Source organism: Gordonia sp. DT219, from assembly GCF_049847065.1.
Taxonomy (GTDB): domain Bacteria; phylum Actinomycetota; class Actinomycetes; order Mycobacteriales; family Mycobacteriaceae; genus Gordonia.
Genome location: NZ_JBNCNR010000006.1, coordinates 24,431 through 47,622 on the forward strand (window position 1 = coordinate 24,431; position 23,192 = coordinate 47,622).

30 protein-coding genes are annotated in these 23,192 nt (G+C 66.3%); 18 read left to right on the plus strand and 12 right to left on the minus strand.

What is annotated here, in order from left to right; genetic code table 11:
- Positions 1-47: 47 nt before the first annotated feature.
- Positions 48-794 carry a DUF2127 domain-containing protein gene (locus ACPXB3_RS09905; RefSeq protein WP_425727566.1) on the minus strand — a complete coding sequence of 249 codons (747 nt, stop codon included), beginning with the start codon at positions 792-794 and terminating at the stop codon, positions 48-50.
- Between the two features lie 101 nt (positions 795-895).
- Positions 896-1,744: a class I SAM-dependent methyltransferase gene (locus tag ACPXB3_RS09910; protein ID WP_425727508.1), complete on the minus strand. Its 849-nt coding sequence runs from the start codon at positions 1,742-1,744 to the stop codon at positions 896-898.
- 81 nt (positions 1,745-1,825) lie between these two features.
- On the opposite strand from ACPXB3_RS09910, the gene ACPXB3_RS09915 reads away from it, so the two are divergent.
- The 10 genes from ACPXB3_RS09915 to map all read left to right on the plus strand — a co-directional run bounded on the left by ACPXB3_RS09915 (position 1,826) and on the right by map (position 8,403).
- Complete coding sequence (locus ACPXB3_RS09915; protein WP_425727509.1) at positions 1,826-2,482, plus strand: TetR family transcriptional regulator; 657 nt, start codon at positions 1,826-1,828, stop codon at positions 2,480-2,482.
- A 266-nt stretch (positions 2,483-2,748) separates the two neighbouring features.
- A complete protein-coding gene (rpsH, locus tag ACPXB3_RS09920) occupies positions 2,749-3,147 on the plus strand; it encodes a 30S ribosomal protein S8 (protein ID WP_425704495.1) in 399 nt (132 codons plus the stop codon).
- A gap of 15 nt (positions 3,148-3,162) precedes the next feature.
- Positions 3,163-3,699 carry a 50S ribosomal protein L6 gene (rplF, locus tag ACPXB3_RS09925; protein ID WP_425704496.1) on the plus strand — a complete coding sequence of 179 codons (537 nt, stop codon included), beginning with the start codon at positions 3,163-3,165 and terminating at the stop codon, positions 3,697-3,699.
- 3 nt (positions 3,700-3,702) lie between these two features.
- Positions 3,703-4,113, plus strand: a complete 411-nt coding sequence (gene rplR, locus ACPXB3_RS09930; protein ID WP_425704497.1) for a 50S ribosomal protein L18 — start codon at positions 3,703-3,705, stop codon at positions 4,111-4,113.
- A 43-nt stretch (positions 4,114-4,156) separates the two neighbouring features.
- On the plus strand, positions 4,157-4,813 hold the full coding sequence (gene rpsE, locus ACPXB3_RS09935) for a 30S ribosomal protein S5 (protein WP_425704498.1): 657 nt from the start codon (positions 4,157-4,159) through the stop codon (positions 4,811-4,813).
- A gap of 5 nt (positions 4,814-4,818) precedes the next feature.
- Entirely contained in the window at positions 4,819-4,998 is a 180-nt protein-coding gene (rpmD, locus tag ACPXB3_RS09940; RefSeq protein WP_425704499.1) for a 50S ribosomal protein L30, read from the plus strand.
- 3 nt (positions 4,999-5,001) lie between these two features.
- Entirely contained in the window at positions 5,002-5,442 is a 441-nt protein-coding gene (gene rplO, locus ACPXB3_RS09945; protein WP_425704500.1) for a 50S ribosomal protein L15, read from the plus strand.
- A 256-nt stretch (positions 5,443-5,698) separates the two neighbouring features.
- Entirely contained in the window at positions 5,699-7,021 is a 1,323-nt protein-coding gene (secY, locus tag ACPXB3_RS09950) for a preprotein translocase subunit SecY (RefSeq protein WP_425704501.1), read from the plus strand.
- On the plus strand, positions 7,018-7,572 hold the full coding sequence (locus ACPXB3_RS09955) for an adenylate kinase (RefSeq protein WP_425704502.1): 555 nt from the start codon (positions 7,018-7,020) through the stop codon (positions 7,570-7,572). Before secY ends, ACPXB3_RS09955 begins: the two co-directional genes overlap by 4 nt.
- A gap of 36 nt (positions 7,573-7,608) precedes the next feature.
- Complete coding sequence (gene map, locus ACPXB3_RS09960) at positions 7,609-8,403, plus strand: type I methionyl aminopeptidase (RefSeq protein ID WP_425704503.1); 795 nt, start codon at positions 7,609-7,611, stop codon at positions 8,401-8,403.
- Between the two features lie 26 nt (positions 8,404-8,429).
- On the opposite strand, the gene ACPXB3_RS09965 is transcribed toward map, so the two are convergent.
- From ACPXB3_RS09965 to ACPXB3_RS09995, 7 genes are all read right to left on the minus strand, one after another.
- Entirely contained in the window at positions 8,430-9,092 is a 663-nt protein-coding gene (locus ACPXB3_RS09965; protein ID WP_425727510.1) for a TetR/AcrR family transcriptional regulator, read from the minus strand.
- 258 nt (positions 9,093-9,350) lie between these two features.
- Positions 9,351-9,566: a ferredoxin gene (locus ACPXB3_RS09970; protein ID WP_425704505.1), complete on the minus strand. Its 216-nt coding sequence runs from the start codon at positions 9,564-9,566 to the stop codon at positions 9,351-9,353.
- Entirely contained in the window at positions 9,526-10,689 is a 1,164-nt protein-coding gene (locus ACPXB3_RS09975) for an NADH-ubiquinone oxidoreductase-F iron-sulfur binding region domain-containing protein (protein ID WP_425727511.1), read from the minus strand. Before ACPXB3_RS09975 ends, ACPXB3_RS09970 begins: the two co-directional genes overlap by 41 nt.
- Positions 10,686-11,252 (minus strand): ferric reductase-like transmembrane domain-containing protein, encoded by a 567-nt coding sequence (locus ACPXB3_RS09980; RefSeq protein ID WP_425704507.1) that lies wholly within the window; start codon positions 11,250-11,252, stop codon positions 10,686-10,688. Before ACPXB3_RS09980 ends, ACPXB3_RS09975 begins: the two co-directional genes overlap by 4 nt.
- Complete coding sequence (locus ACPXB3_RS09985) at positions 11,249-12,250, minus strand: FAD:protein FMN transferase (RefSeq protein ID WP_425727512.1); 1,002 nt, start codon at positions 12,248-12,250, stop codon at positions 11,249-11,251. Before ACPXB3_RS09985 ends, ACPXB3_RS09980 begins: the two co-directional genes overlap by 4 nt.
- Positions 12,247-12,729 (minus strand): hypothetical protein, encoded by a 483-nt coding sequence (locus ACPXB3_RS09990; RefSeq protein WP_425704509.1) that lies wholly within the window; start codon positions 12,727-12,729, stop codon positions 12,247-12,249. Before ACPXB3_RS09990 ends, ACPXB3_RS09985 begins: the two co-directional genes overlap by 4 nt.
- A gap of 19 nt (positions 12,730-12,748) precedes the next feature.
- Positions 12,749-13,972, minus strand: coding sequence for an oxygenase MpaB family protein (locus ACPXB3_RS09995; RefSeq protein ID WP_425704510.1), 1,224 nt, complete (start codon positions 13,970-13,972; stop codon positions 12,749-12,751).
- A gap of 223 nt (positions 13,973-14,195) precedes the next feature.
- Between ACPXB3_RS09995 and ACPXB3_RS10000 the strand changes: the two genes are divergently transcribed.
- From ACPXB3_RS10000 to ACPXB3_RS10015, 4 genes are all read left to right on the plus strand, one after another.
- Complete coding sequence (locus ACPXB3_RS10000) at positions 14,196-15,113, plus strand: carbohydrate ABC transporter permease (RefSeq protein WP_425704511.1); 918 nt, start codon at positions 14,196-14,198, stop codon at positions 15,111-15,113.
- Between the two features lie 146 nt (positions 15,114-15,259).
- On the plus strand, positions 15,260-16,045 hold the full coding sequence (locus tag ACPXB3_RS10005) for a carbohydrate ABC transporter permease (RefSeq protein ID WP_425727567.1): 786 nt from the start codon (positions 15,260-15,262) through the stop codon (positions 16,043-16,045).
- 73 nt (positions 16,046-16,118) lie between these two features.
- On the plus strand, positions 16,119-17,429 hold the full coding sequence (locus tag ACPXB3_RS10010; RefSeq protein WP_425727513.1) for an ABC transporter substrate-binding protein: 1,311 nt from the start codon (positions 16,119-16,121) through the stop codon (positions 17,427-17,429).
- On the plus strand, positions 17,429-18,496 hold the full coding sequence (locus ACPXB3_RS10015; RefSeq protein WP_425704514.1) for an ABC transporter ATP-binding protein: 1,068 nt from the start codon (positions 17,429-17,431) through the stop codon (positions 18,494-18,496). The genes ACPXB3_RS10010 and ACPXB3_RS10015 overlap by 1 nt, the downstream gene beginning before the upstream one ends.
- 20 nt (positions 18,497-18,516) lie before the next feature.
- On the opposite strand, the gene fdhD is transcribed toward ACPXB3_RS10015, so the two are convergent.
- Positions 18,517-19,389 carry a formate dehydrogenase accessory sulfurtransferase FdhD gene (gene fdhD, locus ACPXB3_RS10020; RefSeq protein ID WP_425704650.1) on the minus strand — a complete coding sequence of 291 codons (873 nt, stop codon included), beginning with the start codon at positions 19,387-19,389 and terminating at the stop codon, positions 18,517-18,519.
- A 157-nt stretch (positions 19,390-19,546) separates the two neighbouring features.
- Here fdhD and ACPXB3_RS10025 point away from each other — a divergent pair, with 157 nt between their 5' ends.
- The gene (locus ACPXB3_RS10025) at positions 19,547-20,242 is read left to right on the plus strand and encodes a hypothetical protein (protein WP_425727514.1); all 696 of its coding nucleotides are present in this window, start codon (positions 19,547-19,549) and stop codon (positions 20,240-20,242) included.
- A gap of 17 nt (positions 20,243-20,259) precedes the next feature.
- Here the strand turns inward: ACPXB3_RS10025 and dtd are convergent, their stop codons facing one another.
- On the minus strand, positions 20,260-20,712 hold the full coding sequence (gene dtd / locus ACPXB3_RS10030) for a D-aminoacyl-tRNA deacylase (protein ID WP_425727515.1): 453 nt from the start codon (positions 20,710-20,712) through the stop codon (positions 20,260-20,262).
- Between the two features lie 100 nt (positions 20,713-20,812).
- On the opposite strand from dtd, the gene ACPXB3_RS10035 reads away from it, so the two are divergent.
- On the plus strand, positions 20,813-21,661 hold the full coding sequence (locus tag ACPXB3_RS10035; RefSeq protein ID WP_425727516.1) for an LLM class F420-dependent oxidoreductase: 849 nt from the start codon (positions 20,813-20,815) through the stop codon (positions 21,659-21,661).
- 2 nt (positions 21,662-21,663) lie between these two features.
- Here ACPXB3_RS10035 and ACPXB3_RS10040 read toward each other — a convergent pair whose 3' ends face one another.
- Complete coding sequence (locus ACPXB3_RS10040; protein ID WP_425704518.1) at positions 21,664-22,059, minus strand: phage holin family protein; 396 nt, start codon at positions 22,057-22,059, stop codon at positions 21,664-21,666.
- A 253-nt stretch (positions 22,060-22,312) separates the two neighbouring features.
- On the opposite strand from ACPXB3_RS10040, the gene infA reads away from it, so the two are divergent.
- Together infA and rpmJ are read left to right on the plus strand one after the other, a co-directional pair.
- Positions 22,313-22,534: a translation initiation factor IF-1 gene (gene infA / locus ACPXB3_RS10045; RefSeq protein WP_005187701.1), complete on the plus strand. Its 222-nt coding sequence runs from the start codon at positions 22,313-22,315 to the stop codon at positions 22,532-22,534.
- Between the two features lie 367 nt (positions 22,535-22,901).
- The gene (gene rpmJ, locus ACPXB3_RS10050) at positions 22,902-23,015 is read left to right on the plus strand and encodes a 50S ribosomal protein L36 (protein WP_005207978.1); all 114 of its coding nucleotides are present in this window, start codon (positions 22,902-22,904) and stop codon (positions 23,013-23,015) included.
- Positions 23,016-23,192: the final 177 nt, after the last annotated feature.

Consider the following 23,192-nt stretch of genomic DNA (forward strand, 5'->3'; position numbering starts at 1 on the left):
GCCGCTATGCCCGCGGCCCGAACTGGTCGTGTCCGGCCGACGCCGGCTCATCGCCCTTCGGCGACCGCCGCGCGTTCGACCGTCAGCAGACTCTCGGCGCTGTGTTGGGCGTGGTAGGCCGCTCCGCCGCCGCGCAGGCCGAAGAGCCGTTTGCTCCAGATCAGCCAGACGACGGCGGCGACGTTGACGAGCAACAGCAGCACCTTGAACACCGTCACCCGTTCGACGAGTTCATAGACCTCGAGCGGGATGAAGATGCTGGTGACGATCACCGCGAAGTATTCGCCCCAGCGTTTGGCGAACCACAATCCGAACGCCTCGACGAACTGGCTGACGCCGTAGGCCAGCAACGCGCACCCGACGAGCACGATCGTCGTACTCGACAGTGTCGTCGCCTTCTCGATCCAGCTGACGACCTTGGAATCGTCGATGTTCCAGCCGATCTGGTCGGCGATCGGCCGCAGCAGCGGCAGTTCGGTGTCGAACTTCTCGTGCAGGGTCATCTGACTGTGGCGCAGTTCGATCACGAACGCACCGCCCAGCAGCAGGAACAGTCCGCGGATCAGACGTTCGACGGCCAGCACACGCATGATGATCAGGTCGCGCAGCAGTGCGCCGCGCGGCACCTCGGGTGCGTGATCGGCCGGGCCGCCCCGGCGGGGATCGCCGACGACGAAGTCGCCACAGCGCAGACACCGCCAGGCCGCTCCGGCGGCGCTGCGCACGTGCAGGCGGTCGGCGAGTTCGGCCTCGTCGGGTCGGTACGTCTCGTGGCCGCGGAGTCCGCACGACATCACTTCCCAGTTCACCCGGGCAGACTAACGCCGGACGGCGCCTGCGGTGGCGGACCGTCGGACAAGTGGCCGACGCCAGAGGTCCGCGTGCGCGGCCGGTCTCATCCCGGGGCGACCCCACTTGCCAGATGGGCGCACATCGGGATGTCGTAGGAGCCATCGGTGTTGCGGCACCCGGCGGTCAGGGCTATGACGGTGCCACGCAGTGCGGCGGACTGCTCGGCCGATATCGTCCGGGCCGCCGCGGCCAGTGGTGGCGCCAATGCCAACGCCATGTCCACGTGGGTATGCGCATCGGGGTAGTGGCGGGTCCCGCGGTGTGTGGTGACCGAGACGTCACCGAAGCCGGCCACGCCGAAGCGGCGACGCAGGTCGTCGGGGTCGGGCAGGGAGAACGGCTCGCCGGGAGCGACGGGCGGGCCGCCGGACACGAGTCCCTGACTCATCGCGGCCATCCCGACCGAGGTGAGCCACGGGTTCTCGATGGCCGGGCCCCAGACGGTGGTGACGAAGCGGCCGCCGGGCCGCAACACGCGCCGGATGCTCTGCAGGGCATCATCGGGCCGCGCTGTCATCATCAGACCCATGCGAAACACGACCGCGTCTGCGGTGCCGTCGTCGAAATGCAGGTCGGCGGCGTCGACTCCGCCGAGGACAGACACGTTGGATACGCCGGCGAGCAGCGCGGTCTGGATCTCGGTCATCCCTGGTGCGATGTCGGTGGCCAGCACCCGGCCATCGGGGCCGACGTCGACAGCCAGTTGGGCTGCCAATTCGCCACTGCCCGAACCGAGTTCGATGATCGTCCGCCCGTTCATCGGGCCGAGCCCGGCGCGGATGAGGGCTGTCAGGTCGGCTTCTCCCCGTTCCACGGCCGGGCCCCAGCGCGCCCAGCCGTCGGCGACGGAGTTCCAGCGGGCGGCCGCATCGGTGGTGGTATTCGTGTCCATGGCGATACCTCGATACACTCGGACTGTATTGAATACACTGCGAGTGTATTACTCATGAACGGCGATGTCGAGGGAGGTCGCGTGTACCGCTCGTCCCGACGTTCCGAGCAGGCGCGCGAGACCCGCATGCGGATTCTGAACTCAGCTCACGATCTGTTCGTCACGCAGGGCTATGGCCGGACCACGATCGTCGACATCGCCGCCGCGGCGGGGGTGTCCAAGGAGAGCGTCTACGCGATCTTCACGAACAAGGCGACGCTGCTGGCACGGGTATGGGACATCACGATCGGCGGGGACGACGACGACGTCGTGTTCCACGAGCGGCCGCTGATCGCGGCGATCCGGCGGGAACCGGATTTGGGTCGCCGACTCGACATGCAGGCCCGGATGGCCACCGCGGTGGCGCGGCGCATCACGCCGTTCGTCCTCGCGGTACGTGGTGCCGCGGCCACCGAGCCGGCTGCGGTCGAGATGCTCGCCACCATGGACCGGCAGCGATACGAGGGGCTCGGTCACATGTCGCGTGACGCCGCCGCCACCGGCCGACTCGCCATCAGTGAATCGGAATGCCACGATCTGATATGGGCGACCAGTGATGGAACGCTCTGGCAGCGGCTCGTCGTGGAGCGCGGCTGGTCCGATGAGCGGTACGCCCGGTACCTGGCCCGGATGTGGCGGGCGGCATTGCTCGATGATCCCGCCGACGGTGTGCCGGATGCGCAACCGCCCGGCCGGTGACGGGTCGTCCGGCGGCGATTTGGGTCTGGCCAGCGAATTCTCTACACTAGACCGGTTGCCTGTGCACCTCAGGTGCCAGGGACATGCGATGCACGTGCGTGCAGGACACAACTGAATAGTCTCCGGTGCTGGTGAAAAGCCAGGGGCATCGGCGACGAGAACAGATAACAACTATCCACTTCGTGGAAGGCCCACCGCAGGTCAGAGGAGAAATCCTCGGATCGGTGCTGCATGGGAACCGCTACGAGAAAGGTTGACGGTCAACCATGACCATGACTGACCCGATCGCAGACTTCTTGACACGTCTGCGTAACGCCAATTCGGCGTTCCATGACGAGGTGACGCTTCCCTCGTCGAAGATCAAGGTGAACATCGCCGAGATCCTCAAGCGCGAGGGCTACATCACCGACTACCGCACCGAAGACGCGGAGGTCGGGAAGAACCTCGTCGTCGCCCTCAAGTACGGCCCCTCGCGGGAGCGCAGCATCGCTGGTCTGCGGCGCGTGTCCAAGCCGGGTTTGCGGGTGTATGCCAAGTCCACCAACTTGCCCAAGGTTCTGGGCGGCCTCGGCGTGGCCATCATCTCCACGTCGTCGGGCCTGCTCACCGAACGCCAGGCAGCCAACCAGGGCGTGGGCGGCGAAGTCCTCGCCTACGTCTGGTAAGGGGAGGTATCAACTATGTCGCGTATCGGTAAGAACCCGATCGAGATCCCTGCGGGTGTCACCGTCGCCATCGACGGCCAGACTGTCACCGTGAAGGGCCCCAAGGGCGAACTCTCCCACACCGTCACCGCGCCGATCGTCGTCGCTCAGGAGGACGCCACCATCGTGGTGACCCGTCCCAACGACGAGCGCCGCAACCGTGCGCTGCACGGCCTGAACCGATCGCTGGTGGCCAACCTGGTCACCGGTGTCACGCAGGGCTACACCACCAAGATGGAGATCTTCGGGGTCGGCTACCGCGTGCAGGCCAAGGGCAGCGACCTCGAGTTCGCGCTCGGTTACAGCCACCCCGTGCCGATCGAGGCTCCCGATGGCATCACCTTTGCCATCGAGTCGCCCACCAAGTTCTCGGTCTCGGGTATCGACAAGCAGCAAGTCGGCCAGATCTCGGCGAACATCCGCCGCCTGCGTCGCCCGGACCCGTACAAGGGCAAGGGCATTCGCTACGAAGGTGAGCAGATCCGTCGCAAGGTCGGAAAGACGGGTAAGTAAGCCATGAGTAATACAGCAACGCAGCAGAAGACCGTCCGCAAGCCCATCGGCAAGGATGTCTCGACCCGTCGTCGTACCGCGACCGCGCGTCGTCACTTCCGCCTTCGCAAGAACGTGTCGGGTACCCCGGAGCGTCCGCGTCTGGCCGTCAAGCGCAGCAGCCGGCACATCCACGTGCAGTTGATCGACGACCTGGCAGGCAAGACGCTGGCCGCGGCGTCGACCATCGAGGCCGATGTGCGTGCCGACGGCGGCGACAAGTCCGCGCAGGCCCGCAAGGTCGGCGAGCTGATCGCCGCCCGCGCCAAGGCCGCCGGAGTCGAGACCGTCGTGTTCGATCGTGGTGGCAAGGACTACCACGGCCGGATCGCCGCGCTCGCCGACGCCGCCCGCGAGGGAGGCCTGAGCTTCTGATGATCAACCACAGCTACACCACCAAGACCGGAGGGAACCTCTGATGCCCGGACGTCAGCGTGACGGCGGAAACGGACCCGCCGGAAACACCAACAGCAACGCCACCGCCGGTGGCGATCAGCGCAACGACCGTCGTGGCGGCGGCCGTGATCGCCGTGGCGGCGATCGCGGAGGCCGCGACAACGACCGCAACCAGCTCGAGCGCGTTGTCGCGATCAACCGTGTCTCGAAGGTCGTCAAGGGCGGCCGCCGCTTCTCCTTCACCGCCCTCGTGGTGGTCGGCGACGGCCAGGGCCTGGTCGGCGTCGGCTACGGCAAGGCCAAGGAAGTCCCGGCGGCGATCCAGAAGGGTGTCGAAGAAGCTCGCAAGAACTTCTTCCGCGTCCCGCTGATCGGGAGCACGGTGACCCACCCGGTTCAGGGTGAGGCCGCTGCCGGCGTCGTGATGCTCCGCCCGGCCAGCCCCGGTACCGGTGTGATCGCCGGTGGCGCGGTGCGTGCCGTGCTCGAGTGCGCGGGCGTCCACGACGTGCTCGCCAAGAGCCTCGGCTCGGACAACGCCATCAACGTGGTCCACGCGACCGTCGCGGCTCTGAAGATGCTGCAGCGTCCCGAAGAGGTCGCGGCCCGCCGCGGTCTGCCGATCGAAGACGTGGCGCCGGCCGGCATGCTCCGTGCCCGCGCCGGCCAAGGAGTGTGACGAAGATGGCACAGCTGAAGATCACCCAGGTCAAGGGCACCATCGGTACCAAGAAGAATCAGCGTGACAGTCTGCGGACGCTCGGCCTCAAGGGCATCCGCAAGACGGTCACCCGCGAGGACACCCCGATCAACCGCGGTCTGATCAACGTGGTCCGGCACCTCGTGACAGTCGAAGAGGTTTAAGCAATGACCATCAAGCTCCATCACCTTCGCCCCGCACCGGGTTCGAAGACCGACAAGACCCGCGTGGGTCGCGGCGAGGGCTCCAAGGGCAAGACCGCCGGCCGTGGCACCAAGGGCACCAAGGCACGTAAGAACGTGCCCGCCGCCTTCGAAGGCGGCCAGATGCCGATCCACATGCGGCTGCCGAAGCTCAAGGGCTTCACCAACCGCAACCGGATCGAGTATCAGGTCGTCAACGTCGGCGACATCGCGCGGCTGTTCCCGCAGGGCGGCACGATCGGCGTCGACGAACTCGTCGCCGCCGGTGCCGTGCGCAAGAACAACCTCGTGAAGGTCCTCGGCGATGGCGAACTCGGCGTGACGGTCAACGTCACCGCCGACAAGTTCACCGCCTCGGCAAAAGAGAAGATCGCCGCTGCCGGAGGCAGCACGACCGAACTCTGAGCGCCGGTCAGCCGGGTCCGCAGCGGGCGCGACGTCTCGTCGCAACCGTTGCGGACCTCGGCGTCGGGCGCCCGCCCGGGCCGACCGTCTAGTGTGGTCGGCGTGCGGTGGCCGGGTCGTCGGACGGGCCACGCATGAGCTGCTGTTAGAGTTTCAACGTTGTTGCCCCGCAACCACAGATCAATGTCGATTGCCGAGCACGTGTGCCGGGGGATTCCCGGTCAGAGATGAAGCGTGGTCGTTCTAGGAGGAATTAGTGCTCTCCCCCCTCATCGCGGCCTTCAGGACGCCCGATCTGAGGAAGAAGATCCTCTTCGTCGTCGGCATCGTCGTCCTTTATCGCCTGGGGGCGACTGTTCCCTCGCCGGGCGTGAACTACGTCGAGGTGCACAAGTGCATCGACACCATCAACAGTGGTGGCGGCAACCAGGTCTACTCGCTGATCAACCTGTTCTCCGGCGGCGCATTGCTGCAGCTGTCGGTGTTCGCGATCGGCATCATGCCCTACATCACGGCCAGCATCATCGTGCAGCTGTTGACGGTGGTCATCCCGCGGTTCGAGCAACTCCGCAAGGAGGGTCAGTCCGGCCAGGCCAAGATGACGCAGTACACCCGCTACCTCACGGTGGCGCTGGCGTTGCTGCAGTCCACGGGCATCGTCGCCCTCGCGGTCCGCGGCAATCTGCTGCCGTCGAGCTGTGGCGACAACATCCTCAACAACAAGTCGATCCTCGGTCTGACGATCATCGTGCTGGTGATGACCGCGGGCGCCTGCCTGGTGATGTGGTTCGGTGAGCTGATCACCGAACGCGGAATCGGCAACGGTATGTCGCTGCTGATCTTCGCCGGCATCGCCGCCCGCCTGCCCTCCGAGGGCCGCACGATCCTCACCAGCCGCGGTGGCCTGGTCTTCGGGCTCGTCATCGTCGCGGTGCTCATCATCATCGCCGGCGTGGTCTTCATCGAACAGGGCCAGCGGCGCATCCCGGTGCAGTACGCCAAACGGATGGTGGGCCGAAAGATGTACGGCGGGTCGTCGACCTATCTGCCGCTCAAGGTCAACCAGGCCGGCGTCATCCCGGTCATCTTCGCGTCGTCGCTGCTGTATCTGCCGCAGCTGATCGTCCAGTTGACGCAGAGCTCGTCACAAGCCCCGTCGGGCTGGCAGCACTGGGTGAGCACATATCTGGCCGATCCGAGCAATTACGTCTACATCATCATCTACTTCCTGATGATCATGTTCTTCACGTACTTCTATGTCGCGGTGACGTTCAATCCGGAGGAACGTGCCGATGACATGAAGAAATACGGCGGATTCATCCCCGGTATCCGACCGGGTCAGCCGACGGCGGACTATCTCGGATATGTGCTGAGCCGCATCACTCTGCCGGGGTCGATCTACCTCGGTATCATCGCGGTGCTGCCGAACCTGTTCCTCGAGATCGGCAACAGCGGCGGCGTCCAGAACCTGCCATTCGGTGGTACGGCAGTGTTGATCATGGTCGGCGTCGGACTTGACACGATGAAGCAGATCAACAGTCAACTGATGCAACGCAAGTACGAAGGATTCCTGAAGTGAGACTTGTTATTCTCGGCCCGCCCGGAGCAGGCAAGGGCACCCAGGCGGAGCTGCTGAGCGAATCGCTGGGCATCCCGCACATCTCCACCGGTGACCTCTTCCGGGCCAACATCTCACAGGGAACCGCCGTCGGCATCGAGGCCAAGCGCTATCTCGACGCCGGAGATCTGGTTCCGTCCGAGATCACCGTCGACATGGTGCGCGCCCGCGTCGGTGAACCGGATGCCTCAAAGGGCTTCATCCTCGACGGATTCCCGCGTTCGACCGAGCAGGCCGACGCGCTCAAGGACATCCTGGCCGGGCTCAACACGTCGCTCGACGCGGTGCTGTCGTTTGTGGTGGACCCCGACGTCGTCGTCGCCCGCATGCTCGCCCGCGGCCGCGCCGACGACACCGAAGAGGTCATCCGCAACCGGATGGCGGTGTACGACACCGAGACCGCGCCACTACTCGACTACTACGGCGATCAGGTCAAGACGATCGACGCCGTCGGCGACATCCAGGACGTGCACCAGCGTGTGCTGAGCGCACTGGGCGCCGGCGTCTCCTGAGCGCCATCCTCACGAGCACCGATCACGGTCACCGGTATGGGAATTCGTAAACGCAAGCGCGTGCCGTTCCGTAGTTCGGGCGAGCTCGATGCGATGGCAGCAGCCGGCGCCGTGGTGGGTGCGGCGCTCGTCGCGGTACGGGATGCGGCCGCGCCCGGGGTGAGCACCCTGGAACTCGATGAGGTTGCCGAAACGGTCATCCGCACGGCCGGGGCCGTTCCGTCGTTCAAGGGCTACCACGGCTTTCCGGGCTCCATCTGCTCGTCGATCAATGATGTCGTCGTCCACGGAATCCCCTCGGACACAGTCATTCTCGCCGAAGGCGACCTGGTGTCGATTGATTGCGGTGCGATCCTCGACGGGTGGCACGGTGATTCGGCATGGTCATTCGGGGTCGGTGAACTCGCACCCGCCGACGCCGAGCTGTCGGAGGCGACCCGCCTGTCGATGGAGGCCGGTATCGCGGCCATGATCGACGGGGCCCGGCTCACCGACATCTCGCACGCCATCGAGACCGGGACGCGCGCGGCCGAGCGAAAGTTCTCGCGCCCCTTCGGAATCGTCGACGGCTACGGCGGTCATGGCATCGGCCGCGAGATGCATATGGAACCGTTCCTGGCCAACGAGGGTGCACCTGGACGTGGGCCGCTGCTGGTCGTCGGGTCGACGCTCGCCATCGAACCGATGCTCACCCTGGGCACCACCGAGACCACTGTTCTCGACGACGACTGGACCGTCATCACCGACGACGGAACGCGGGCCGCGCATTGGGAACACACGGTCGCGGTGACCGAGGACGGTCCCCGGATTCTGACAACCCGGCCGAGCTGAGCGCCAAGCTCCTGTCCGATGCCCGGTCAGGCCGGCCCGTCGAGCAAGGGCACCAGTAGCCAACGCGCCAGGTTCGCCATCTGCCCCTCGTCATCGACGTCGACGATCGAGCTCGGGATGGCCAGAAACGACGCCGACATGCGGACCATCACTTCGGCGACCAGGTCGACGTCCACGCCGGTTCCGACATGGCCTGCGGTCTGTTCCCGACGGAGCTGGTCGGCAACGAACTGCCGGACCACCGACACCATCTGGCCGCCGTCGCCGATCATCGAGCTGGCAAGGATGTGTGGATCGGCGAGAAGCAGGCCGCCGAGCACCGGATTGTTTCGCATGGCCCGCAACGAGCTGGTGAATCCGAGGACCACGCGATCAGAAACCGTCGGTGCGGCCTTGATGTCGACGAGGAATTGATCGAAGTACTTCCGGAATTCCAGCAGCGTGACCGCTTCGACGAGAGCGTCCTTGTTGGGGAATCGCCGGTAGATGGTCACGCGTGCGACGTTGGCCCGCCGTGCCACGTCTTCCATCGAGGACAGCCGGATCCCGAAGCTGCTGAACTGCTCTCGAGCGGCATCGAGTATCCGATTGCGGATATCGTCTTCGCTGTTGCCCTGATCCACGGGATCGGTGAGGACCCGCTTGAGCAGGGCGGCTGCGCGCGGATCGTGTTCATCGATGTACGTCACGTGAATCTGGTCCTTTCTCCGTCGGCAGTTCGCACTATATGCGCATATGGGGTATATCGGCGCTGGCCCGTCAGCGGTGTGTTGGCCGGCCGGCCGACGTCGCCGGCCGGCCGGTCTCGGCGTCAGAACAAGGAGATCAGATCGAGCTGGTTCAGGAAGTTCTGTATCAGAACCCAGATGTCCATTGCGTTCCTTTCTTCTGGTGGTGAATTCTACTGACGGTGAATCGCGCATGCGGACGCATGACTCGTGACCGGGTCATCGCAGCGCCCCGGTGGGACATAGCCGGATCGCGGCGCGGACCGCTCGGGCATCGGCGGGTGCGTTGCCGATGATCGGGTATCCCCAGTCGTCGAGCCGGATCGAATCCGGGAGGAGTTGTGCGCAAATTCCTTTTCCGGTGCATGCGATCCGATCGACGACAACCGCCTGATCAGACGCGTGCGTGTCGGCGTGCGGGGTCCTTCGCGACATGGGGTGTTCTCCGTTCTTCCGGTAGATTGCCGAATCCGGGCTCCGGCGAGGGGGTTTCGGGCAGTGGCCGATGATGGCGTCCCGCAGGTGGGGACGGTCGCCCGAATACCGTGAGGGCCGAGGCGAGAAGGTCGGCGACGCCGTCGGGAAAGCGGCACGCGCCGCGGCCCGGCAATTCGGCGACTCGGCGGGTCATCCGCGCCATGACGTCCGGACCGGCTCCGGCCCGCAGCCCGGCGACGTCGGCGGCGAGTGCGGGCACCCCGAACATGCATGGGCCGCACTGGCCCGCGGTCTCGCCGGCCGCATAGTCGAGGGCGATGCTCACGTCGTCCCAGGGGTCGGTCCGCGCGTCGATCAGCCGCACGGTTCCCGCTCCGGGGCGAATTCCGTGAACTGCCAGTCCATTACGCGACCACACCGTCTCCGGTGCGGTCCGGCCGGCCACGAACCCGCCGCTCAGCCCGCCGAACCAGAGTGCTTGTACCGCAATGGTGGAACCACCACCGAGTGCAAGAATCTCGGTCGTCGCCAGCCCCGCCTCCGCGGTGTGGACACCGGGGTGGGCCACCCCGTTGACCAGCGTGACCAACCGGGGCCCCGGCTCGGCATGCGTTCCATACGAGCGGAACCAGCGCACGCCGTGGTCTGCGATCTGGGCTATCCGCCACACGGTTTCGGCGTTGAGAACCAGTGTGGGACGCAGGCGGCGGCCGGTCTGGGTGCGGGCGCCCGCCGTGACGGGTACCGAGCGCATGAGCGGTCGGGCGCGGCCACCGTGCGCCAGCGCCACCAGTGCCGACTCCTCGGAGGCGACGTAGCGGTTCGGGACCTCCATGGAGTCGGCTCCCGCACGATCGAGAAGTCTCGACGTGGCCGAATCCCGGTGAGCTGCTATCCGAATCCGACGGCAGTCCAGCAGTTCGGCGCCGGCGAGAACATCGTCGAGGTGGTGGGCGATGACCCAACCGTCCTTGCGCGCATCCAGCTCGCCGTCGCATGCGTTGATGATGAGGTCCGCGCGATGATGTTCGGCGAGCTCGACCTTGCGTCCGGTGGGGAAGTCGGCGCCACCGCGGCCGGTGAGGCCGGCCGCGGTCAGAAGATCTGCCAGGGCGCTCACGTCCACTCCCCGGATGCGATCTCGGCGCGTCGCCGGCGGTCGGGATCGCGGACACACAATCGGCACCCGGCAGCGATGCCCATCACCGCAGCGCAGACCACGGTGACGATACGGAATGCGGGTTGGTCGTCGGCCGACATCATGAATCCGTGGACCGCCGCACAGGCCGCGAGCGCATAGGACAACCAGTGCACGGCGCGCCAGGTCCGATGCGACATGTGCAGGCGCAGAACCGATGTGACGAGGACGAGCACGAACAGGTCGAAGGTCACGGTGCCCACGCCCACCCAGATCCGGTGGTAGCCGGCGAGGAAGGGCACCAGCATCGTCAGCCGGCCGAGGTTCACATATGTGTCGAGGACGGCGAGAAGAATGTGGGTCAGGACGAACACGACGGTGCCGATCCCGACTATGCGATGCAGCCCCACCGTGACCGTGGGTACGGCCGTATCCGGCCGGACGCCGATGGCGGCGACGACTCCCAGTACGACGACCACGGTCAGCAGTACCAGCGCAACGACTCCGCACGCACGCGAGGCGAACCACATCCACGGGGAGCTCATGGCATCGCGCTCCCGGTGAGGTCCGGGGCCGACACGCGATCGGGCATGTCCGGCCACCCGGGGGTGGTGATGATGCGTCGGTCGGTGGATATCAGACAGGCCGGAATCTCGCGCTCGCACAACCACTGTGGCGCCCCGGCGTCGTGGATGATCGCGGCCGTCGACGCCGCGTTGGCCTGCACCGCGGTCGGCGCGGCGCACGTGATCTGGGCCCATCGCGTCGCCGCCGGCCCTCCGGTACGCGGATCGATGATGTGGTGTTGGCGGCTGCCGTGGTGGTGCCACGTGCGCAACAGGGTGGACGAGGTCGCGAACGCCTGCCCGGTACCGCGGACCGCCCCGACGTCGATGTCGTCCGGGCCGCGCACCCCGATCGCCCATCCGCCCATCGGCACATCGCCCGCGACCGCGATGTCGCCACCCAGATTCACCAGAAAGCCGCCCTTGCCGTGGCGGGCGAGTTCGGCGGCGATCGTGTCGGCCGCCCAGGCCTTGGCACTCGCACCGAGGTCCAGGGCGACACCTGCGGTGATGGTCAACCGGCGCCGTTGCTCGTCGAAGGTCAGGCGGTGGGGAACCGGCGGCCCGGCCGCGACGGGGCTCCGGTTCTCGGTGTCGGCGGCCGGGCGGGCGCGCACGACGGCGAGGTCGTCGTCGTAGCCGCAGGCGGCGAGGTCGGCACCCAGCGATGCGCAGACGAGGCCGTCGGTAAGTCGTTCGGTGTGCACCGCGGCCGAAAGGCACGCCGCCAGAACGCGTCCGACGGCAACGCTGAGGTGCGCGTGCGGGTCGGTGTGGGCGAGTGCGGCGCTGATGGAATTGATTTGTGCCAGTTCGGAATCGGCCCGAAACCGTGAGGCGGCACGGTCGAGTTCGGTGAGTCGGCGTCGGGTCAGCGCGGTCGCCTCGGCGAGTGCGTCGGCCACGGTGGCGACCACGGTGACCGAGGTGCCGATCGCCGGGAACGTCGTCGACGAGCCCACGTGGTGTCTGCTCATGATCCGGAGGTGTGCGCCTGCGGCGGCTCGACGGTTGCGGTCACCGTCGGTGTCGGCGCCCAACCGCCATTGTCGGCGGTGGCGGGCGCCTGTTGCGTGGGGTGGGGGACGGGGGCGGGCTGTGGTGCCACGTCGGTGTCGACCGGTGGTGGCGGTTCGGCCTCTGTCGGAATATCCGGTGGCACTGCAGAAGTCGTCGGATCCTGAGGGTTTGCCGCAGGGGTGGTCGGTGCGGTGCTCGTCGATGGGCGGCCCGCCGCTCGCCGGGGCGGGGTGGTCGCGGGAGCCGACGCGGACCGGCCGTCGGGGGCGGTGTGCGTCGGCGCCGGCGTCTCGATCTCCTGCGGTGCCGGCACCGGATCGGCCTGCGCGTATTGCGCGGCCAGTTCGGTCACCAACCCGCCGACGGCGATCGTCGCAGCGCCGAGAACGCCGACGGCCAGAAGTCTGGTCCGCGTGATCGGGTCGGTCTGCCTCATGTCGCTGCCTCGGTTGCGGTCAGAAGTGCCGGTTCGCGGTGGGGATCTCGATGCTGATCGGCATCCGCAGTTCGGAGATGTACCAGAGGACGAACTGGCGCAGGAACTCGTCGAAGAGCCAGTAGGCGTTCTCGGCCGGCGGTACGACACCCAGGACGCCGGAACGGATCTGGACGAACGGGGACCAGGCGGCCTCCAGCAGCGGACTCCACACCGGCTCGCGTGGCACCTGAATCCAGTCGGCGAGTTTGTCTCCCATGATGAATCGGGTGAACGCTCCGAGGATGGGCTTCGACAACAGGCTCAGGTCGAGGTCGTGGCCGAGTTCCAGCAATTGTTCGGCCAGCACGGTGCCCTCGGGTGTCGGCCCGAGGACCGGGGTGAGAGCCTGCGCGGCCTGCGAATCGGCCTGGTGCCAACTGGCCGGAAGGTACTCGTCACCGATCCCGAGGAAGTGTCCACACAACTGCCAGCTGTGCAGGTAGCCGTCGGACTCGTTCTTCGGGATCGGGATCTTCCACTCGACCATCTTCTGCATGATGGTGGTCGGCAGGCTGTGCCAGGTGACCATGAGGTCCTCCTGACTGATCGGCGTGACGTGCGCGGGCCAGTGGGGGGCCTGGGGCAGCAGATGCCGCACGGCGGAATGGATCATGCGCGTCTTGACGCAGGTCACGATCATCTCGCCGCCGGGATCGTAGGCATTGACCGTCCCGATGTCGTAGCCGAGTTTCGCGGTCTTGGCGATGCGATCCTTGAAGTACAGGGGGCTGCCGCCGCGCGAGTAGTACACCGCGCGCGCCTCGTTCGGGATGACGGTCGCCATCATCCCGCTCGCGAACGCGTAGAGCACCGAGATGAGGGTGTCCTGCTTCTTGACGAAGGTGAACGAGGCGGCGAGCTTGCGCTTGTCGGTCCAGGCAGGCAGCGTGCGCGCGTCTTCGAGGAAGTCCCGGAGATTCGACGGCAGCGATCTCGGAACCGGCTGATCGTTGAAGACCCAGCCCTTCAGCGCCTTGTTGATCGCGGGCACGTCGTGATGCTCGATCATATCGGCGATCACCGCATCCGCCTCCGGATCCCACAGGTTCCGGGGATCGGCACCGCTGCCGGAACCGACGACCGATCCCGCCGGGGACCACGACCACGGCTGAGCTCTGGCCGGCTTCGCGCCGAAGGCCGCCGCCCCCGCGACGCCCAATGCCCCCGTGGCGCCCACCCGCAGGGCGTTGCGTCTGCTCACTCCACCACTCACCCGAGACCCCTCTTCGACGATTCAGAGATGGAGATACAACTCACGTCTCTATGTATCTCCGATCGAAGCACAGGTGCCGCGTCGGCACACCGGGTTTTGAGACATTTTCGGGGAAATAACGCCGAAGCCCGCTCCTGCTGGACGCCTGGCGATCACCTGCGCACAACCCGGCCGTCCGGTTCCGGCCAGATTCCGGGTGAATGATCGCGGAGTGCAATCGGTCGATGAACATGTGCTGCCCGACACCGGCCGACGCCGGCCATGGAAGTCCTATGGTCTGTTCGTCGCCATCGTCGGGCCGAACCTCGCGTTGCTGGCGGTGTTCACCTACCGTCCGCTGATCGAGAACATCCGGATGTCGTTCTACGACTGGAACATCTCGTCGCCGGGTGCAACGTTCGTGGGGATCGCCAACTATCGCGAATGGTTCACCCGTGCCGACACCTGGACGATCGTGGGCAACACCGTGGTATTCACCGTGGTGGCCGTCGGCGGGAGCATGGTTCTCGGTCTGGGCCTGGCGCTGCTGCTCGACCGCCGGCTCAAGGGCCGCAACCTCGTGCGGTCGGTGGTGTTCGCGCCCTTCGTGCTGTCCGGGGCCGCGGTCGGCATCGCCTTTCAGTTCGTGTTCGACCCCAGCTTCGGCATGATCAACGACCTGATGCACCGGTTGGGGCTCGGCTCGGCCCCGGACTTCTATCAGCAGCCCCACTGGGCACTGTTCATGATCACCGTGACCTACGTATGGAAGAACCTGGGCTACGCGTTCGTGATCTATCTCGCTGCGCTGCAAGGCAAACGGGCCGACCTCGACGAGGCCGCCGCCGTCGACGGTGCGTCGGGCTGGACGCATTTCCGCAAGGTGCTCCTGCCGCAACTGCGGCCGACCACGTTCTTCTTGTCGATCACCGTGCTGCTCAACTCATTACAGGTGTTCGACATCATCAACGTGATGACGCGCGGCGGGCCGCTCGGCAACGGCACCACCACCATGGTCTATCAGGTCTATGAGGAGACCTTCCGCAACTTCCGCGCCGGATACGGTGCGACCGTCGCGACGATCATGTTCCTGGTGCTGCTGGTCATCACCGTGGCGCAGGTCCGTCTCATGGATCGGACCGGGCGATGATCACCGTGTCGCCGGCACGGCGCAGCAAACCGGACCGCACCGGAGCGGGTCACCGCGATCGGGCCGCGCCGCGATCACCACGATCTCCGACGGCGGTGACGCAACGGCGTCGACTCATCGCGGGCCGAACGTTCGGCTACCTTGCGATGCTGGTGGCACTGGCGGTCGTGGCGGTGCCACTCGTGTGGATTCTGCTGGCTTCGTTCAAGGACCGCTCGGAGATCTATGTGCAGCCCGCGGTGTGGTGGCCCTCGACATGGCATCCCGAGAACTATCGCGAGGCGACCACGTCGGTGCCGTTCTGGCTGTTCCTGCGCAACTCCCTGATCGTCACCGCGGTGCTGGGTGCGATCAAATTCGTGCTGGGCGTCCTCAGTGCCTACGGCCTCGTCTTCCTGCGATTCCCGGGTAAGAACATCGTGTTCCTGGTGATCATCGCGGCGCTGATGGTTCCCAACCAGATCACCGTCATCACCAACTATTCGCTGGTCGCCCAACTCGGACTGCGTAACACCTTCGCCGGCATCATCGTGCCGTTGGCGGGGGTGGCATTCGGAACGTTCTTGATGCGCAACCACTTTCTGTCGATTCCGCCGGAAATCATCGAAGCCGCCCGCCTCGACGGGGCCGGGCACATCCGGTTGCTCACCCGCGTGGTGTTGCCGGTGTCGATCCCCACGATGGTGGCGTTTGCGCTCATCACACTCGTCAACGAGTGGAACGAGTACCTGTGGCCGTTCCTGATGTCCGACGACTACAGCGTCGCCACCCTCCCGGTGGGGCTGACCCAGTTGCAGAACAACGACGGCGTCACCAACTGGGGCCCGGTCATGGCCGCCACCGTCCTGGTGATGCTGCCGATGCTGATCGTGTTCCTGGTGCTACAACGCCACATGATCAAGGGCCTGACCTCGGGCGCTGTCAAGGGCTGACCCACCACACCAGACGGTGGACACCGCACCCGTGGTGTCCATGAAAGCTGTTCGGAAAACAAGGAGAACTGAAATGGTCGAAATCTCGCGACGCGGCTTTCTCGCCGCCGGGGTGACGCTGGCTGCCGGAATGGCGGTGGCCGCGTGTGCGGGAACGGGGAGTTCCGACAGTGGGGGCGGCGACCCCAAGAACCTGACGTTCTGGTCGAGCCATCCAGGCAAGTCGACCGAGGTCGAACGTGAGCTCATCAAGCGCTTCGAGGCCGCCAATCCCGACATCAAGGTGCAGCTGATCGATGCGGGCAAGAACTACGAGGAGGCGGCGCAGAAGTTCAATGCCGCACTGTCGGGCGGCGCGTTGCCCGACATCATCATTCTCAGCGACGTCTGGTGGTTCAATTTCGCGCTGATCGGTGCGATCGCCCCCCTCGACGATCTCTTCGGTGCGGCCGGGGTCAATCCGTCGGGTTACGTCGATTCCCTTGTCGGGGACTACAAGTGGAACAACAAGACGTGGGCGCTGCCGTACGCCCGGTCCACGCCGCTGTTCTACTACAACAAGGATGCGTGGTCGCGGGCCGGTCTGCCCGATCGCGGTCCCGCATCGTGGCAGGAGTTCGGTGAGTGGGGACCGCGCATCCAGTCCGCGGTGGGCTCCGGCAAGTCCGCGCACGGTTGGGGCAACGCCGTCGACTACCTCGGCTGGACGTTCCAGGGACCCACCTGGACCTTCGGCGGTGCCTATTCCGATGCGTGGGACCTGAAGTTCACCGACCCGAAAACCGTTGCTGCTGCGCAGTATCTGAGCGACTCGATCAACAAGGACCACTACGCGAAAATCTCCAACGACATCGCGGGCGACTTCAGTGCAGGACTCATCGCCTCCACCGTTGCCTCGACCGGCGACCTGTCCGGCATCACCAAGGACGCCAAGTTCGGCTTCGGAACAGCCTTTCTGCCCGCGCCGGGCGGGATCGCCGGATGTCCCACCGGTGGTGCGGGACTCGCGATTCCGGCTCGGAACTCACAGGAGCGCAAGGTCAATGCGCTGAAGTTCATCGACTTCATCACGAATACGGCGAACACCTCGTACTTCTCGCAGAATGTGGGCTACATGCCGGTGCGCAAGGCGGCGCTGACCGATCCGTCGATGGTGTCGTTCCTGACGACGAACCCGAACTTCCGAACCGCCATCGAGCAACTGCCGAAGACCAAGCCGCAGAACTACGCCCGGGTGTTCGTACCCGGCGGCGACAAGGTCATCGGCACGGCGTATGAGAAGATCGGTCTGCAGAATGCCGATGTAGCCGCGACCATGGCCGACACCCAGAAGCAGATCCAGCAGATCTACACCACCCAGATCCAGCCGAAGCTCCCGAAGTAATGGCGTCGGTCACCTATGCCAAGGCCACCAAGCGATTCGGCGACGGCGGGCCGGCGGTCGATGCGCTGGAACTCGAGATCGGCGACGGCGAGTTCATGGTGCTGGTGGGCCCCTCGGGCTGTGGCAAGTCGACGAGCCTGCGGATGGTGGCCGGACTCGAATCAGTGGAGTCCGGTGCCATTCTCATCGACGGCACCGACGTCGTCGGGTTGCCGCCCAAGTCGCGCGACGTTGCGATGGTGTTCCAGAACTACGCGCTCTATCCGAACATGACCGTCGCGGACAACATGGGCTTCGCGTTGCGTAACGCCGGGATGAGCAAGGCCGACACCGCGGCTCGCGTGGCCGAGGTCGCGACCATGCTGGAACTCGATGCCCTTCTGGACCGCAAGCCGGCCAAGCTCTCGGGTGGTCAGCGTCAGCGCGTGGCGATGGGCCGGGCGATCGTGCGGCAGCCCAAGGTGTTCTGTATGGACGAGCCGTTGTCGAATCTGGATGCCAAGCTGCGCGTGAGCACCCGGGCCCAGATCGCGGCGCTGCAGCGCGAACTCGGCACCACCACCCTTTACGTCACCCACGATCAGGTGGAGGCGATGACCATGGGCAGTCGGGTGGCGGTGCTCGATCACGGTGTGCTGCAGCAGGTCGCGACGCCGCGCGAGATCTACCGGCGCCCGGCCAACGTGTTCGTTGCCGGATTCATGGGGACACCACAGATGTGTCTGGCCGATCTCGAACCGCACGGCGGGTTCGCCGAGTTCGGTGGAGCGCGGCTGCGGGTGCCCCACGGGGCGGGCCGGGGGGTCGTCGCGGGGTTGCGCGCCGAGGCGTGGGAACTCACGACACCGGGCACGCCCGGATCGGTCACCGCCCGGGTGGAGTTGATCGAGGAGCTCGGTGCCGAGCAATTCGTCTATGGCGCAGTCGATGTACCGCTACGCGACGGGCGGGTGGTGGTTCGCGCCGGTCACCGGCAGAGCTTCGTCGTCGGCGAGCAGATCGGCCTGGTGCCGGTGCCCGAGGAGATCCACTGGTTCGACGGCGACACCGGGTTGCGGCTCGACTGACGGCGCCGGTATCGGGGCCCTCAGCGGCCGCGCGCAACGGTGGGCGCGGCCGCTGATCGGCTCTGCTGCAGGCGCACCCGATCATCGCGGGTGTAGAGGACCATCGAGTCGCCCCGGACGAAGCCGACCAGGGTCATGCCCTGCGCTTCGGCGAGGTCGGCGGCCAGTGACGACGGCGCCGATACCGCGCAGAGCATCGGGATACCCGCCATCGCGGCCTTCTGGACGAGTTCGAAACTTGCCCGGCCCGATACCTGGAGTATGCTGCCGCGCAACGGAAGTCGGTCCTGCGCCAGAGCCCAGCCGACGACCTTGTCGACCGCGTTGTGGCGTCCTACGTCCTCCCGGATCACCAGCGCATCGCCGGTGTGGCCGTCGAACAGTCCGGCCGCGTGCAGGCCTCCGGTCTTGGCGAACGCCTGCTGCCCGGCGCGCAGGCGTTCGGGAAGCCCGAGCAGCGTGTCGGCGTCCACGCACAGCGGATCGTCGGCGACGCCGAACCGGGAGATCGTTGTCACCGACTCGATGCTCTCCTTGCCGCAGACGCCGCATGCGCTGGTGGTGGCGAAATGCCGGGTGAGCGACGGGGCCGGAGCCGCCACTCCCGCGCCGAGGGTGACGTCGAGGACGTTGTAGCTGTTGGTGCCCTCCTCGGTGGCACCCGCGCAATACCGCGCCACCGCGATGTCGTGCGCACCGGCGATCACGCCCTCCGACACGAGGAAACCGGCGGCCAATTCGACGTCATGGCCGGGGGTGCGCATGGTCACCACGAGCGGCCGGCCACCGACCCGGATCTCCAAGGGTTCTTCGACCGCCAGCATGTCGGCCCGGGCGTCGGACTCACCGTGGCGCACGCGTATCACGCGCCGTCGTGCGGTGATACGTCCCATGGCCGCCAACTTACCGGCAATCCGGCGCTCGGCGTCGCCGGCCATCCACCGCGAGGCCGCGCCCAATATCTGTGGTGGCACCTGCTGTGGATGGACTGACGCGCGTCAGCGGTATGTCGGTTTATGGTGAATCGCACCAATTATGCGGGGGGCTGACATGACCTATCGGGGGACCGAGATGACGCCAACGGGTCCGGCTGCGGCCCGAAGCCGGTATGGGCCGGACCAGTACGGGCCGGACCAGTACGGGCAGGACCAGTACTGGCAGCCGGTGGGCGGTGCGCCCATGGCACCGCAGCCGGCGCCGTACTTGCCGCAGTCCTATCGCCCTCGACATCCGGCTCCGCAGCCGTACCCAACGGGTGGGTTCCCGGAGGCCGGTGGAGCCGGCGACGGCGCGCAGCCCGGGCGGATGCCGTTGCGCATGACGGCGGTGCCGTGGATCGTTGCCGTCGGCGCGCTGATGACCGCGATGGCTGCGCTCGCGGCAATTCTGGTGGTGCTCAACGACTCCGGTGCTGCGAGCGGAAAGCCGTCGCCGGCCACCGACGAGCGCGCGGTGCGCACGACGATCGAGGACTACGCGGCCGCCCTCAACGCGCGCGACGTGCCCAGGGCCAAGGCCCTGGTCTGTCCGGAATCCGAAGGACTTCGTGATCTGCTCGATCGCGCCGAGCAGTACTCCGTTGGCCGCTCGGGCGGAAATCTGCAGTTGACGGTCGACGTCGCCTCGGTTCACATCGCAGGCGACCGCGCCACTGCGGCGGTGGTGATCACCTCGGCCGGCCGCGATCGGCAGACCTCCATCGGGCATGCTCGCCGCGCCGGTCGCTCCTGGTGCCTGCTCGACTAGGACACCGGCCCACCTGGTTACACCTCCAGGCTGATCGTCACCGGCCCGTCGTTGACCAGCTGCACCTGCATGTGTGCCCCGAATCGTCCGGTGGCGACCGTTGCGCCGGCTGTGCGGAGGGCGTCGACGACGGCCTCGACGAGCGGTTCGGCGACCGGGCCCGGGGCGGCGGCATTCCACGAGGGGCGGCGGCCCTTGGCGGTGTTGGCGTACAGCGTGAACTGGCTGATCACGAGGATCGGTGCATCGACGTCGGCGGCTGCGACCTCCCGCGTGTCGCCGGCACCATCGAAGATGCGTAATCGCCAGATCTTGTCGGCGAGCGCGTTCGCCTGCGTGCGGGAGTCGTCATGGGTGACGCCGATCAGTGCGACGATGCCCTGGCGGCCGTCGGCGAGTCCGAGTTCGCCGACCGTCTCGCCGCCGACGACCACCTTCGCCGCCGACACCCGCTGGATCACTGCACGCATGGACACCACGCTATCCGGTCGCGCGGCTGAGTTCGCCGTCGGCCAGGGACGCGTGCGCCACCCGGAATAGGGAAGGGGTCCGTGGAGGTTGGCCAGCAACATGACTGATTCGGACAAGACCGCGCACATCGAGCGATTCGGGCGCCACGGGGTGTGGGGATGGTTCGGCCGGTTCTCCGCCGACGAGGCCCGCGAGATCGAGCGGCTCGGCTACGGCACCATCTGGCTGGGCGGTTCGCCCACCGATCTACGGCCGGTCCGCAAGGTTCTCGAGGCCACCGAGAACATCACCGTCGCCACCGGCATCGTCAACATCTGGAATACCGACCCGCGGGCGATCGCCGGTGAATTCCACGAGCTCGAGCAGGACTTTCCCGGCCGCTTCTACCTCGGGGTCGGGGCCGGTCACCCGGAGGCCACCGCGGAGTACACGACCCCGTTCGAGGCCGTCGGAAACTACCTCGACGCCCTCGACGACGCCCGCGTACCGGTCAACCGCCGACTGCTCGCGGCGCTCGGGCCGCGGATGCTGCGGTGCTCGGCCGAGCGCAGTCTGGGCGCGCATCCGTATCTGGTCCCGGTCGCCCACACCGCCGAGGCGCGGAAGGTGCTGGGGGAGGGCGTGTTACTCGCGCCGGAGCACAAGGTCGTGCTCGACACCGATCCCGCTGCGGCTCGTGCGGTGGGCCGCCCGCCGGTCGACGACCCGTACCTGCATCTGCGCAACTACACCTCGAATCTCAAGCGCCTGGGCTACTCCGACACCGACATCGCTGACGGCGGAAGCGACCGGCTCATCGACGCATTGGTCGCCCACGGGGATGCCGCACGGATTCGGGCACAGGTCGACGAGCATCTGGCAGCCGGCGCCGATCACGTGGCCATCCAGGTTCTGGGCTCGAACAGTCCGACCGAGCAACTGGCGGCGATCATCGCGGCCGGCTCCTGACGCTACTGCACCGGCTCCTTGAGGATCATCGAGATGAGCCAGCTGACCACCGAGATCACCAGCGCCCCGAGGATCGCCGACCAGAAGAAGTGATCGACCTGTAGCCCCCAACCGGTGGTGTTGTGGGTGATCCACGAGGTGAGCTCGAGCATCAAGGCATTGATCACGATGTGGATCAGGCCGAGCGTCAGGATGTAGAGGGGGATGGCGAAGATCTGCACGATCGGTTTGATGAATGCGTTGATGACCCCGAAGATCAGCGCGACCAGGACCACGATCCCGAGTTTGATCCCGAAACCCGCGTCGTCGGGAAACAAGAAGTCGAGGCCGGGCACGATCAGTGTCGCGATCCAGAGGGCGAAACCGCTCAGGGCGCTCTGGATCAGAAAGGCGCGCATGTCTCAATACTGTGGCAGCGGGGTGCGAGCAGGCAACCGTGGCAGGTCCTCGTTTGGAGCGTTCTCGCAGTTCGCGTAACATCGATAAGCGGTGCACTTCATGCGTCGGCCTCACCAACGTCTCCACCCGCTCCTTGCGGCGTGATGATCGTGGTGAGCCGGTAGTGCAGTCTCCGGTCGGAGACGCCCAGAGAGAACAACGAATTCAACCGGGTAACGCGCCCATCGGGCGCGACCTAGGATCGCGGAGGACATGGCGAAGAAAGACGGGGCCATCGAGGTCGAGGGCCGAGTGGTCGAACCCCTGCCGAATGCGATGTTTCGCATCGAGCTGGAGAACGGCCACAAGGTGCTCGCCCACATCAGCGGCAAGATGCGGCAGCACTACATCCGCATCCTCCCCGAGGACCGAGTTGTCGTGGAGCTCTCGCCCTACGACCTCGGTCGCGGACGGATCGTTTACCGCTACAAGTAAACTCGACAACTCCCGACTCACCTCGGACTCGTGCTCTCGGGCGCGGGCCGGGGTGTTTTTGGATCCGGCTCGTCCACGTCCCGACGCCGGCCGAGCGGGTGCACATTCGCGCCCGCGACGCGCGGTTTTGGAGCTGACCGGCACGAACGGTACTATGGACCGTCGGTGCGTGTAGCGCCGAGCGTCTCTGTGTCCTGTTCCGGATTTGTTCCGGGCGCGGGCGTCCGAACTCGATCGCGGTGCCGATGTCGAATGATGTCACCGTAACGCGACTGCTACACCCACGCACTCCCTGGCGACCGCCAGGGAGCCGGCGAAGGCGACTCCTCACGGTAAGCCGCCTTCGATCAACGCAGGAGAGATTGACGTGAAGGTTCAGCCGAGCGTCAAGCCGATCTGTGAGAAGTGCAAGGTGATCCGCCGTAACGGACGGGTCATGGTGATCTGCGAGAACCTGCGCCACAAGCAGCGCCAGGGCTGATCTGCGCTCACATCGGATCGCTTGAGAACACAGTCGCTTGAGAACACAACTGAATACGACAGACCGCAGAGCTGAACAGGTGTTGTTCCGACAACACAGTTGAAGCCCTCCCGGCACCAGCACCGACAAACGGGTCGGTGCCCACCTCCGGTTCAGAGGCCGGAGCCCGAAAGCAAA

Coding starts and splice junctions, on each gene's coding strand:
- ACPXB3_RS10040 (WP_425704518.1), bottom strand. CDS start 22,059: ATGCGCGCCTTTCTGATCCAGAGCGCCCTGAGCGGTTTCGCCCTCTGG.
- rplR (WP_425704497.1), top strand. CDS start 3,703: ATGAGTAATACAGCAACGCAGCAGAAGACCGTCCGCAAGCCCATCGGC.
- rpsH (WP_425704495.1), top strand. CDS start 2,749: ATGACCATGACTGACCCGATCGCAGACTTCTTGACACGTCTGCGTAAC.
- rplO (WP_425704500.1), top strand. CDS start 5,002: ATGACCATCAAGCTCCATCACCTTCGCCCCGCACCGGGTTCGAAGACC.
- ACPXB3_RS10005 (WP_425727567.1), top strand. CDS start 15,260: ATGCTGGTGGCACTGGCGGTCGTGGCGGTGCCACTCGTGTGGATTCTG.
- ACPXB3_RS09905 (WP_425727566.1), bottom strand. CDS start 794: ATGTCGTGCGGACTCCGCGGCCACGAGACGTACCGACCCGACGAGGCC.
- infA (WP_005187701.1), top strand. CDS start 22,313: ATGGCGAAGAAAGACGGGGCCATCGAGGTCGAGGGCCGAGTGGTCGAA.
- fdhD (WP_425704650.1), bottom strand. CDS start 19,389: ATGGGACGTATCACCGCACGACGGCGCGTGATACGCGTGCGCCACGGT.
- ACPXB3_RS09985 (WP_425727512.1), bottom strand. CDS start 12,250: ATGAGCAGACACCACGTGGGCTCGTCGACGACGTTCCCGGCGATCGGC.
- map (WP_425704503.1), top strand. CDS start 7,609: ATGGGAATTCGTAAACGCAAGCGCGTGCCGTTCCGTAGTTCGGGCGAG.
- rpmD (WP_425704499.1), top strand. CDS start 4,819: ATGGCACAGCTGAAGATCACCCAGGTCAAGGGCACCATCGGTACCAAG.
- rplF (WP_425704496.1), top strand. CDS start 3,163: ATGTCGCGTATCGGTAAGAACCCGATCGAGATCCCTGCGGGTGTCACC.
- dtd (WP_425727515.1), bottom strand. CDS start 20,712: ATGCGTGCAGTGATCCAGCGGGTGTCGGCGGCGAAGGTGGTCGTCGGC.
- ACPXB3_RS10015 (WP_425704514.1), top strand. CDS start 17,429: ATGGCGTCGGTCACCTATGCCAAGGCCACCAAGCGATTCGGCGACGGC.
- ACPXB3_RS10025 (WP_425727514.1), top strand. CDS start 19,547: ATGACCTATCGGGGGACCGAGATGACGCCAACGGGTCCGGCTGCGGCC.
- rpsE (WP_425704498.1), top strand. CDS start 4,157: ATGCCCGGACGTCAGCGTGACGGCGGAAACGGACCCGCCGGAAACACC.
- ACPXB3_RS09990 (WP_425704509.1), bottom strand. CDS start 12,729: ATGAGGCAGACCGACCCGATCACGCGGACCAGACTTCTGGCCGTCGGC.
- ACPXB3_RS10035 (WP_425727516.1), top strand. CDS start 20,813: ATGACTGATTCGGACAAGACCGCGCACATCGAGCGATTCGGGCGCCAC.
- ACPXB3_RS10010 (WP_425727513.1), top strand. CDS start 16,119: ATGGTCGAAATCTCGCGACGCGGCTTTCTCGCCGCCGGGGTGACGCTG.
- ACPXB3_RS09970 (WP_425704505.1), bottom strand. CDS start 9,566: ATGTCGCGAAGGACCCCGCACGCCGACACGCACGCGTCTGATCAGGCG.
- ACPXB3_RS09910 (WP_425727508.1), bottom strand. CDS start 1,744: ATGGACACGAATACCACCACCGATGCGGCCGCCCGCTGGAACTCCGTC.
- ACPXB3_RS09980 (WP_425704507.1), bottom strand. CDS start 11,252: ATGAGCTCCCCGTGGATGTGGTTCGCCTCGCGTGCGTGCGGAGTCGTT.